At 38.7% G+C, this 11,731-nt stretch carries 10 protein-coding genes; 4 read left to right on the top strand and 6 right to left on the bottom strand.

The window, feature by feature from the left end; translation table 11 throughout:
- The first annotated feature begins 73 nt into the window (after positions 1-73).
- From ODZ84_RS20745 to ODZ84_RS20730, 4 genes are all read left to right on the top strand, one after another.
- The gene (locus tag ODZ84_RS20745; RefSeq protein ID WP_266174322.1) at positions 74-844 is read left to right on the top strand and encodes a sensor histidine kinase; all 771 of its coding nucleotides are present in this window, start codon (positions 74-76) and stop codon (positions 842-844) included.
- A complete protein-coding gene (locus tag ODZ84_RS20740) occupies positions 822-1,532 on the top strand; it encodes a LytR/AlgR family response regulator transcription factor (protein ID WP_266174321.1) in 711 nt (236 codons plus the stop codon). The genes ODZ84_RS20745 and ODZ84_RS20740 overlap by 23 nt, the downstream gene beginning before the upstream one ends.
- A gap of 264 nt (positions 1,533-1,796) precedes the next feature.
- On the top strand, positions 1,797-4,085 hold the full coding sequence (locus ODZ84_RS20735) for a cation:proton antiporter (RefSeq protein WP_266174319.1): 2,289 nt from the start codon (positions 1,797-1,799) through the stop codon (positions 4,083-4,085).
- Between the two features lie 249 nt (positions 4,086-4,334).
- Positions 4,335-5,180, top strand: a complete 846-nt coding sequence (locus tag ODZ84_RS20730; RefSeq protein ID WP_266174318.1) for a prephenate dehydrogenase — start codon at positions 4,335-4,337, stop codon at positions 5,178-5,180.
- Between the two features lie 111 nt (positions 5,181-5,291).
- Here the strand turns inward: ODZ84_RS20730 and ODZ84_RS20725 are convergent, their stop codons facing one another.
- The 6 genes from ODZ84_RS20725 to ODZ84_RS20700 form a co-directional block, all read right to left on the bottom strand.
- A complete protein-coding gene (locus tag ODZ84_RS20725) occupies positions 5,292-6,710 on the bottom strand; it encodes an L-serine ammonia-lyase (protein ID WP_266174316.1) in 1,419 nt (472 codons plus the stop codon).
- A gap of 166 nt (positions 6,711-6,876) precedes the next feature.
- Positions 6,877-8,223 carry an ammonium transporter gene (locus ODZ84_RS20720; RefSeq protein WP_266174315.1) on the bottom strand — a complete coding sequence of 449 codons (1,347 nt, stop codon included), beginning with the start codon at positions 8,221-8,223 and terminating at the stop codon, positions 6,877-6,879.
- Positions 8,224-8,329: 106 nt separating this feature from the next.
- On the bottom strand, positions 8,330-8,971 hold the full coding sequence (locus tag ODZ84_RS20715) for an alpha/beta hydrolase (protein ID WP_266174313.1): 642 nt from the start codon (positions 8,969-8,971) through the stop codon (positions 8,330-8,332).
- A gap of 218 nt (positions 8,972-9,189) precedes the next feature.
- Positions 9,190-9,816 (bottom strand): YceI family protein, encoded by a 627-nt coding sequence (locus ODZ84_RS20710; protein ID WP_266174312.1) that lies wholly within the window; start codon positions 9,814-9,816, stop codon positions 9,190-9,192.
- Positions 9,817-9,894: 78 nt separating this feature from the next.
- Entirely contained in the window at positions 9,895-10,461 is a 567-nt protein-coding gene (locus tag ODZ84_RS20705) for a YceI family protein (protein WP_266174311.1), read from the bottom strand.
- Between the two features lie 145 nt (positions 10,462-10,606).
- Complete coding sequence (locus tag ODZ84_RS20700; protein ID WP_266174310.1) at positions 10,607-11,656, bottom strand: glucokinase; 1,050 nt, start codon at positions 11,654-11,656, stop codon at positions 10,607-10,609.
- Positions 11,657-11,731: the final 75 nt, after the last annotated feature.

The following is an 11,731-nucleotide window of genomic DNA, read 5'->3' as shown; positions in this document are numbered from 1 at the left end:
AGATAGAGGGTTTTTAAAATTTCAGTATAACATTTATCAGATACTGAACGTTTAAAAAATAAAATTAAAGACAATGGAAGGCAATTACTACATGATTTATGATTACCTGATATTCATTGGGGTGTTTGCCATTTTCTTTTTTGTTACGGTAAGTATTTATTTATTCAGTCAGAATCAGAAATTTAAAATCCGGAACGCCCAACTCTCAGAGGCCAATAAAATCATTGAACAGAGACTAAATGAGGTCCAGCTGGAGCACATCGGGACAAAACTGAATCCCCATTTATTTAAAAATATTTTAAACTCCGTCCAGTCACATGCCTACCAGACTTATATGTCACTGGATAAGCTGGCGAATGTTTTAGACTATATTTTATACGAAAGCAACAATAAATTCGTAAGTCCGAAAGAAGAATTAAACTTCGCATTAAGCCTTATCGAAATCAATAAAATCAAAATCAATCCCCTTTTTGATTTCAGAATCAAATCGAAGATTGATAAATCTGATGCAGTATACGAAGAGAAAGTCTTTGCCCCTTTGATTTCCGTTGATTTGATAGAAAATGCCTTTAAACATACTGATTTTTTGGCTCAGGATTCATTTATTGCGATTCATATGGATCTTGAAGATGGTGTTTTCAGGATGAAAGTCAGCAATAAAGCTTCTCTGAAAAATGCCCTGGAAAAAGAAAAAAGCGGTTTCGGGAGCCAGTCCTTAGACCAACGGCTGAAAATGATTTACAACAATTATTATTCGCTTCAAAAAAACTCAAAAAACGGTATTTTCACCGCAGAACTAACAATCAACTTAGGAGAATTTTATGATAAAGTGCGTTATTCTTGATGATGAATTGCTGGCCATCAGTTATTTAAAACTTCTGTGTGAGCAGATTGACGAAGTAGAAGTCGTAAAAGCATTTAATGATCCCAAAATATTTTTAAATGAAATCGGCACCCTTGACTGCAATCTCTGTATCCTGGATATTGAAATGCCGGGAATGAACGGACTGCAGGTTGCAGAAATGATTTCAGATTCGAAAAAAATTATTTTCACCACTGCTTACAAAGAGTATGCAGCCGAAGCTTTTGACCTCAATGTCGTGGACTATGTGAGAAAACCGATTAAAAAAGAAAGACTCATCCAGGCATTCGAAAAAGCCAAACAACTGGTGCAGACTGCACAAAAAAAAGATCTTATCGAATGGAATACCAATATCGGAAAAACCATCATCTTTACAGAGCAGATTGCCTATATAAAAACATCTGAGATCGACAGTCGTGACAAAGAGATTATTCTCATTGACGGAACGACCATTGTCCTAAAAAACCTGAGTTTCAGAAACCTTCTGGAAATGCTTCCTGCAAAAGATTTCGCACAGGTTAATAAGAAAGAAATCATTGCGTTATCTTCCATCAAAGCTTTTTCAACAAACGAGATTATCACTACAATTTCAACTGAAGCCGAGCACTTTTTAAAGCTACAGATCGGAGAGACTTATAAAAATACACTGATGGAAATGTTCGGAAAATAGTTTCTCAGACTATTCAGTTTCATTATAAAATTTAATACCTGTATTACATCGCGTTTTATCATATCGCGGAGGCTTGCTTTTGCTTTTAAACACCCTTTACAAGGTTGAAAAATGATCTCAGAACGGGATCAGAAACATGGGATTGGCACTGTAAGTTTTCACGGGCAGGTTTTCATTACATTATTTGTGATGCTTATTACATTTTAAAAAGAAAGGTATTTATCTTAATTATATTCTTATCAACTTTACAAAAATTTTGGAATCATGAATTTGGCGAAATATAAAAATATTATTTTTTACGTCTGTACCATTGCCTTTTTTTCCTTTCTGATGTATTGGTTTTTTATCGAAGGAAAAACATTGGAAACCGGAGAAAATATTGCCCCGGATAAAGCAACAGGAGCTACGATGTGGGAGAACTTTACAGATTCATTCCTGACGAATCTCCATCATCCGCTTGCTCTTCTTCTGGCCCAGATTGTGACCATTATCATGGTGGCAAAACTTTTCGGATGGATCTGTGTTAAACTTAAGCAGCCTTCTGTAATTGGTGAAATGATCGCGGGGATCGTTTTGGGCCCTTCCCTTTTCGGATTATATTTTCCGGAACTTTCAGCATTTATTTTCCCGAAAGAATCACTGGGAAATCTGCAGTTTCTGAGCCAGATCGGTTTAATTCTGTTCATGTATATCGTAGGAATGGAACTTGACCTTAGTGTTCTGAGGAAAAAAGCCCACGATGCAGTGGTTATCAGCCATGCAAGTATCATTTTTCCATTTGCACTGGGCGTAGGACTCTCCTATTTTATTTACAAAGAATTTGCTCCCGAAGGCGTCCGGTTCAGTTCATTTGCTTTATTTATTGCCATAGCCATGAGTATTACCGCTTTTCCGGTTCTGGCGAGAATTGTCCAGGAGCGGAACCTTCATAAAACAAAAATAGGTACTGTTGTGATCACCTGTGCCGCTGCTGATGATATTACCGCATGGTGTATTCTGGCAGCCGTGATTGCCATTGTGAAAGCAGGATCTTTCTCAGGCTCCATCTTTGTGATTGTCATGGCGATATTATATGTTTTTATTATGATAAAAGCGGTGAGACCATTTCTTCAGAGGATCGCCGAATCACAAAAAGGAAAAGGCTTTATCAGCAAAGCCCTGGTAGCCGTATTTTTCCTGATTCTGATCATCTCTTCCTATGCGACGGAAGTTATTGGGATTCATGCTTTATTCGGAGCCTTTATGGCAGGTGCCGTCATGCCTGAAAATGTGAAATTCAGAAACCTGTTTGTAGAAAAAGTAGAAGATGTGGCACTGGTTCTTCTGCTTCCGCTTTTCTTTGTATTTACAGGATTGCGGACGCAGATCGGATTGCTGAATGATCCTCATCTCTGGAAAATAGGAGGCTTCATTATTCTTACTGCCGTCATCGGAAAGTTTGTAGGAAGCGCACTAACGGCAAAATTCCTTAAAATAAGCTGGAAAGACAGTCTTACCATCGGCGCACTAATGAATACCCGAGGGCTTACTGAACTTATCGTCCTGAATATCGGGTATGACCTTGGAGTTTTAGGTCCGGAGCTGTTTGCCATGCTGGTTATCATGGCATTATTCACCACCTTTATGACAGGTCCTTCTCTTGATCTTATTAATTATCTTTTCAAAGGAAAAAAATCAATGCTGGAAGATGAGGAGAATGATGAGCACGATGCAAAATACAGGGTTCTTTTATCCTTTGAAACTCCTAAGGCCGGAAGTACATTGCTGAAACTGGCTGACAACCTTACCCGTAAAATGAACGGGAATAAAAGTGTGACGGCGATGAACATTGCCCCGGTAGATGAGCTGCATGCTTTTGATATTGATACTTTTGAAAAAGAGCAGTTCAGGGAGGTGATCGAAACGTCAAACGAGCTGAACCTGGAAGTGACCACACTCTTCAAGGCTTCTACGGACGCTGAAAACGATCTTACCAATATCACGAACAAAGGAAATTATGATCTGCTTCTGATCATGCTTGGAAAATCTATGTATGAAGGAAGCTTACTCGGAAGGCTGTTAGGATTTACAACAAAGATCATTAATCCTGAAAAATTACTGAATACAGTTAAGGGAAAGGGAAATATCTTTAACAGCTCTCCTTTTGATGACATTACGCTGCAGGTGCTGGGCAAAGCAACCATTCCTGTGGGTATCCTGGTTGATAAAGAATTTCAGACAGCAGACCGGGTTTTTGTTCCCATCTTTAATTTAAGTGATTTCTATCTGCTAGAATATGCTAAAAGACTGATTAACAATAATAATTCTCAGATCATTATTCTCGACGTGGCAGGGCAGATCAGAAATAATATTGAAGTAAAGGAACTCATCAGAAGTATCGAGCAGGTGGCACCCAACCACATTACCTTATATAACGAGAAGAAAATCGAAAAGGACTTCCTGAATGCTCAGGACCTGATGTTAATCAGCAGTAAAAGCTGGAAAAGTCTTATTGATACCAAAAGTCTCTGGCTTTCGGATATCCCGTCTACCCTGATTATCTCAAATCCTTAGATTTAAAAAATGCAAATGGGTGGATATTGCAGTGCCTATCGATAGTTAAGTTTTCCTGACCTGCACGGCAATATTCACCATTTCTGTTCATTCAGATTAAAAAATATTTCTTACCTTCGTATGGTGATTATCATTAAAGAAACATATTATTATAGAATTTTAGCCTCAGATTTGGGATAGAGATTCTTATGTACATACATTCAACCTCGTCCTTGGACGGGGTTTTTTCATTTAAAAAAGTTACAGATTATGAAAATAAGTATCATCGGGGTAGGTTTAATCGGGGGCTCCATGGCCTTAAAGTTGAGAGAAAGCGGAATTGTAGATTTTATTTACGGAATTGATCACAGCGATAAGCACCTTAATGAAGCACTGGAACGTAAAATTATTGATGCAAAAGTAGATCTGGAATACGGAATCAAAAATTCAGATCTGGTTATTCTTGCCATTCCGGTAGATTCTGCAAGAAAATTATTACCTGACATTATGGATTGGGTATCTGAAAATCAAACGGTAATGGATGCGGGATCCACGAAAGCAGGAATTGTAAAAGCTGTTGAACATCATCCGAAACGCTCACGGTTTGTAGCCTTCCACCCGATGTGGGGAACTGAAAACAACGGTCCCCAATCTGCTGTTTCAGAAAGTTTTTCGGGGAAAGCAGGAGTGATTTGCAATAAAGAGGAATCTGCACCGGACGCCCTGCAATTGGCGGAAAAAATTATTGAAATCCTGGGAATGCATTTAATTTATATGAATGCTGAAGATCATGATGTCCATACGGCTTATATTTCCCATATTTCCCACATTACCTCTTATGCTTTGGCCAATACGGTTCTGGAGAAAGAACGAGAAGAGGAAACTATTTTTCAGCTGGCGAGTTCAGGCTTTTCCAGCACCGTTCGCCTTGCAAAATCCCATCCTGAAATGTGGGTTCCGATTTTCCGGCAGAATAAGGAAAATGTGCTGGATGTGCTGAATGAGCATATCTCCCAGTTAAGAAAATTTAAAGTAGCTTTAGAAAAAGAAAATTTTGAATATCTGCAAGAACTGATCTCCAATGCGAATAAAATCAGAGGAATTTTGGATAAATAAAATTATTAAACACGCTCAGCATGATGCCGTTAACCAGTAATTGATATCATCGTTGTCATGCTGAGCCTGTCGAGGCATTTATTTTCAATAATTAAGATTATTACGGACATTCTAACATTCCGGAACATTCACGGCAATGGCCAGTCCTCCTTCAGAAGTTTCCTTGAAGCGGTCGTTCATTGAAAGTGCAGTTTCCCACATGGTCTGGATTACCTCATCCAATGTTACTTTTGCTTTGGCAGGATCACTTTCCAGCGCAATATTGGCAGCCGTAATAGCTTTAATAGCACCCATCGTATTTCTTTCGATACAGGGAATCTGTACCAGCCCTCTTATCGGATCACAGGTTAAGCCTAAATGATGCTCCATGGCGATTTCAGCAGCCATTAGAACCTGACCTACACTTCCACCAAGAATTTCGGTAAGACCGGCAGCCGCCATGGCTGATGAAACTCCTACTTCCGCCTGGCATCCTCCCATCGCAGCCGAAATGGTAGCGTTCTTTTTAAACAGCGTCCCGATTTCTCCGGCAACCAATAAAAATCTCACAATATCATCCTCACTGGTAAAATCGGTAAAGGCCTGGGAATACATTAATACCGCAGGGATCACCCCGCTTGCCCCATTGGTAGGCGCAGTGATAATTCTTCCGAAGCTTGCATTTTCTTCGTTCACGGCCAACGCAAAACAGGCAATCCATTTATTGATATTGGTGAAATTTTCTTCAGCATTCACTACCTGCTTAAACCATTCTTCTTTATTTCTGTAAATCTGGTCGCCTAAAAGTTTGCGGTTCATTCCGGCAGCTCTCCGGGTAACATTAAGACCACCGGGCAGGATGCCTTCTTTATTGACGCCTTTATAAATACATTCTTTGATCTGTTGCCATATGTAGAGGGCTTCCTGTCTTGTCTCTTCCTGGGTTCTCCAGCTTTCTTCATTAATCAGTATTAAATCCGACATTTTTTCGAACCCCAGTTTTTCACAGTATCTGGCAATGTCGGATGATTTGTGACAGGGATATAAGGTACGCACACATTGCTTTTCAATAGAATTTTTCTCCTGGCTTTTGATAAAACCTCCTCCTACCGAATAAAAATCCTGAACAAGCTCGGTGCCATCTTCAAAAACCGCTTTAAAGATCATTCCGTTGGGGTGAAAATCCAGCGACTTTTTCATATTCAGTACCAAATGGTGACCGTAAATAAAAGGAATTTCTTTTTCACCCCCCAGATTAAGAATCTGCGTGCTTTTTATTTTTTCTATTTTTTCGTCAATCTTTGTGGTGTCGATGGTTTTAAAATCCTCACCATTCAGGCCCAGCATTCCGGCAATATCCGTTCCGTGACCTATTCCCGTTTTGGCAAGTGAGCCAAAGAATTCAAGAAAAACCTCCTTCACATCAGCGATTGATCTTTCTCTTTTTATAATTCTGATAAATGCAGAAGCTGCATTCCACGGCCCCATCGTATGCGAACTGGAAGGACCTATTCCTACTTTAATAATCTCAAAAACCGATATTGATTCCATATAATGATTAATCACATTTCCATTAACAAAGATACATGATAAATCTAATACATTCAGGATGAGTTTCAGACCTGATTACTAATTTTCAGTAAATACGCATGACAGGAAATCCCATCCGGTAAAATTAAAACGGAACACAGAATCTGACACGATCTGATTTAAGATATCACCATTTCAGGCTTTCACCATGCTGAGACAGATCAAGACCTTCGTTTTCGGAATCTTCAGAGACCCTTAAGGTAATGATAGAGTCTGTGATTTTGTACAGTAGCAGCGAACCGAAAAAGGCGAATAAAGATACCAGGATCAAAGCAACCATATGGTGGGCAAACACTTCAATTCCTCCGTGAAGCAGACTTGCATTTTCTCCATGGGCAAAAATAGCGGTTAAAATCATTCCCATAATTCCTCCTACTCCATGACATGCAAATACATCCAGGGTATCATCTATTCTCTTTAAAGCTTTCCAGTTGACCATTGCGTTAGACACTATTGCGGAAATAAAACCTATAAAAAGGCTCTCCGAGATCGATACAAAACCACAGCCCGGCGTGATGGCTACCAGTCCTACCACAGCACCGATACAGGCTCCCAGCGCAGAAACCTTTCGCTTATTGATCCGGTCGAAAAATATGTAAGTCATCATGGCCGAAGCAGAAGCAATAGTCGTCGTTCCGAAAGCTGTCGCGGCCGTAGCATTGGCACTTAAAGCAGAGCCCGCATTAAAGCCGAACCATCCGAACCATAACATTCCTGTTCCTAAAAGAACATACGGAATATTGGAAGGCTCATGATGAGGATTTTTCCGGTCTCCCAATACGAGAGCTCCGGCCAGAGCTGCAAAACCGGCACTCATATGAACAACAGTACCGCCTGCAAAATCCTTTACGCCAAAATATTTATTTAAAAGTCCGTCCGGATGCCACACCATGTGGCAAAGCGGTGTATAAATACAAAGACTGAAAAGCACCATAAACAGAAGATAGGATATGAATCGGACCCGCTCTGCGAACGAACCGGTAATTAATGCCGGTGTGATAACCGCAAATTTCATCTGAAATAAGGCAAAAAGAATAAAAGGAATGGTAGAAGCCATCGCTTTATGAGGCAGTACGCTTACCCTGCTGAAAAACGGATAGCTTAACGGGTTCCCGATAATGCCGTAATGCTCGCCATCGATGGTAAAACCGATAGAATCACCAAAAGATAAGGAAAACCCGACTACTACCCATAAAATGGAGATGACGCCCAATGCAATGAAACTTTGCAACATGGTTGAAATAACATTTTTTTTACCCACCATTCCCCCATAAAAGAATGATAAGCCCGGAGTCATTAAAAGTACTAATCCGGCTGCTGCCAATATCCAGGCTACGTCAGCCCCTACGATTTTATCTTCCGGCAAAAAGTCACCGGTATTCGGAAAATCTGCAATCGGACTCCAAAAAAGTCCGCCAACCGCCACGAGTGCAATGATAACAAACGAAACGATCCATTTTAAACCAACAGTCATATAAATAATGTTTAACCCCGTCAAAATTAAACATAAATTTTATAAAAACAGACATTTTTAAGTTTTAACCCTAAAAATATTAGGGGCTGTATTTGAAAAAAACTATTTAATCAAATATTTCTTTTAATATTTTAGATACTTCTTTATATTTCATGGCAGGAAAAAGATGAGTACCCCCTTTGATAATATAATCGGGTTTTGAATTTTTGATCGGAAAAACAATATCCCGGTCTCCCAGAATCTGAATCACCCCGGGTGTTTCTTCACACTTCCAGTCAGATATTTTTTCGATAGACCATTTTAAATAATAAGGATCTCTCACTCTGAAGTACTGTAAAACCCTGGGATTCCGCGGATCAAAAAATTTCCTCAGTACTGAATAAGCACTCGTGGTTCTGTCATTAAAAAAGCTTACCGGCAGAAGTTTAGGAATTCCCGTGATTTTTCCGGCACGGATAAGCCGTGATTTTTCCCGATCTGATTTAATACTTCCCAGAATAACCACTTTCTTGGCAGGTTTTAATTTGTTGATCTCCTGAACCATGATCCCTCCGAATGAATAGCCTAAAAGGTAAAAAGGCTCAGATGCATCTACCTTTTCTGCCATTCTTTTAACATAATCCGGAAAACTTTCATTCTGTTCGGGAATCAGCCAGTCGATAAACACAACCTCATGAGCCGCCGGGAATTCCAGTCTTTCCAGTACCTTAAAGTCTGCTCCCAGGCCGCTTACAACATAAATTTTCATAAGACTAAAATAAGAAAAAGCCAAGTTCCGTCAAAGCTAAAAAAGCGATGCTTAATTTATCATTATAATTGGTCTAATTTGAAGCCTGACATAACAGTCTGCTTCCAGACCGTCAGATAATACAGAAGATGGTATTCTGAATTGACTCCTTAAAAAAATACATAAAAAAATGAGCAACAGTCGTGTTACTCATTTCTATATTCCTAAAATCTGTAAGATTATTTTTTCTTTACCGGGGTTCTGTTTTCATTATCCAGTTTCTCTGTGGAAACTTTGAATTGGAAATCCATTTCATTTTTAATAAAATAGTCTTTTAGAGAAGACTGGTAAAATACTTTGAAATCTCTTCTGTTTAAAGAAAATTTAGCAGATTCTATAACAACGGTAAACTGGGTGATGTATACGTTTGCCGGGAAAGAAATTGTTTTTCTTGTTCCTTTAATCGTGATATCACCGTAAATCGTAGAGTTGTACTCACTGTTTGCCAGAGGGATAATTTTCGTTAAATGAAATTTCGCCAAAGGGAATTTTTTCACTTCAAAGAAGTTGGTGCTTTTGAGATCATTCGTTAATTTCAGTTGATCTTCGTCAGAAACATCTCCAGCCAGTATCGTTTTCATATCGATCACGAATTCACCGTCTACCAGAACCGTTTTATCAAAAGTAAATTTTCCGCTTTTCAGTTTTACTGTTCCGGAATGTGATGATGCTACGGTTTTTACCACTTTATATCCCCACCATCTGATGTCTGATGAAGTTACCTTTACCACCTTATCTCCTTTCTTCTGAGCAAAAACAAATGATATGCTTACACACATCATAGCAAACAATAGTAATCTTTTCATTCTTTTTTATTTACAATTCAACAAAAATAAAAAAAAGTGTAGAACTTCTACACTTTTAACAATCTTTTTTTGATTAAATTATTTCGCAGTTACTTTTACAAGCATATCGATATCATCTTTCACAAAAACATCCTGCATTGTAGATTTGTAGGCTACATCAAATTTCTGTCTGTCGAAAGAGAATTTATTGGACACTAAACTTACTACCCCTTTGCTGTAAGAAATCTTGGCCGGGAAAGAAATGGTGTTGGTTTTTCCTTTTACAGTAAGGTTTCCTGTAACAAGGCTGTTATAAACTTTATCATTATTTTTCTTTACTGAAGTAATTTTAAAGCTGGCCGTAGGAAATTTTTCAACTTCGAAGAAATCTCCGTTTTTCAGGTGACCGTTCAGTTTCCCCTGGTATTCTCCCGATAAGTCGGTAGCGTTAATGCTTGTCATATCTAAAACAAAAGAACCCCCAACCAATTGGTTTCCTTTCATGATCATATCTCCTGACTTTACTTTTACCGTTCCGTCATGAGAACTCGCCTCAGACTTTGCTACTTTGTATCCCCACCAGTGAACGTCAGAGGCTACTACTTTTTTTGACTGACCGAAAGCTAAACCGCTAGCTAAAACTGCTAGTAAAAATATTTTTTTCATTGTATAAAGTTATTTACTTGTTATTTAACGGTGCAAATGTAGCCAACTTATGCGATAGATTTCATTGATGTATATCAATAAATATAATAATTTTCATGAATAATATCATCCAATAAAAAACTCCGAATTACTTCGGAGTTTTTATTTATTCTTGATAATAAGCGGTATAGAGTGATACACCGTTTAAGGCCGTCTGACTTTCTTTGATCAGGTAGATCGGAATGTTTCTCAACATTTCCTCCATCTTATCACTGATCTTATATTTTTCGTAGAACTTATCCTTATTAATATAATCGCTGATCATTTGCGGGATATCTCCTGAAATAAGAAGTCCTCCCGTAGCTTTCAGTTTCAGCGTTAAGTTATTGGCTTCTCTTGCCAGGAACTCAAGGAAGGTATCGAGTGCAATTTTGCAGATGAGTACGTCATCTTCCACTGCTGCTTTATAGATCACCTCAACAAAGTTTCCGTCGGCTAATTTTTCCGCCAGCCATTCCGGCTCAGGATGTCTCTTGACATCTCTCAAAAATCTGTAAATATTAAACAGACCTGTTTTAGAAAGTACATTTTCCCAACTCACAATTCCGTAGATATTGTTCAGGAACTGGTAAAATTCAACCTCTACATTCGTTCTCGGAGAGAATTCCGAATGACCTCCTTCCGTAGCAAACGGGCGCAGATATTTTCCGTCAAAGAAGTATCCTGCTTCTCCCAATCCGTGTCCCGGCGCCAGAATAGCTACATTTCCTTTTTCCAGATGACCGCTCGTATAAATAGGGTCAAGATCGGAATCTTCAAGAAGTGCCATCCCGTAAGCAGAAGCTTCAAGGTCATTAAGCATTTCTACCTTTTCGAATCCGAATTCAGTAGTGAATGCTTGTACGTCAAAATTCCAGCCTATTCTTGCAGGGTTACTTTTTCCGTTAATGACAGGACCGGGAACTGCTATTCCCAATCTTTTTACATTGTCCAAACCGTTATCGTGGATAAACTTCTTCAGGATTTCTGAAAAAGAAGCATATTCTTTCGTAGGATAATTGTTCTGGATCTTTATGTCAAGGCCTTCGTTACTGGAAATAAAATAACCTAAGGTTGTAATATCCTCGCGAAGGTTTGCCCCAATGATAGATATATTATCATTATTACTGTTTTTTACTCCCGGCAAATAAAGCGGAAATTTTGGATTCAATATCATAACCTCAAATTTTATCAAATATAATAATACTTTTCGTAAATTCTACAGGGAAGAAAAAAACCTTTCCGATTTTCT

The organism is Chryseobacterium fluminis (assembly GCF_026314945.1).
Lineage (GTDB): Bacteria > Bacteroidota > Bacteroidia > Flavobacteriales > Weeksellaceae > Chryseobacterium > Chryseobacterium fluminis.
Note: the sequence above shows the minus strand (reverse complement) of the source record. Positions and strands in the feature narration are given on the sequence as shown.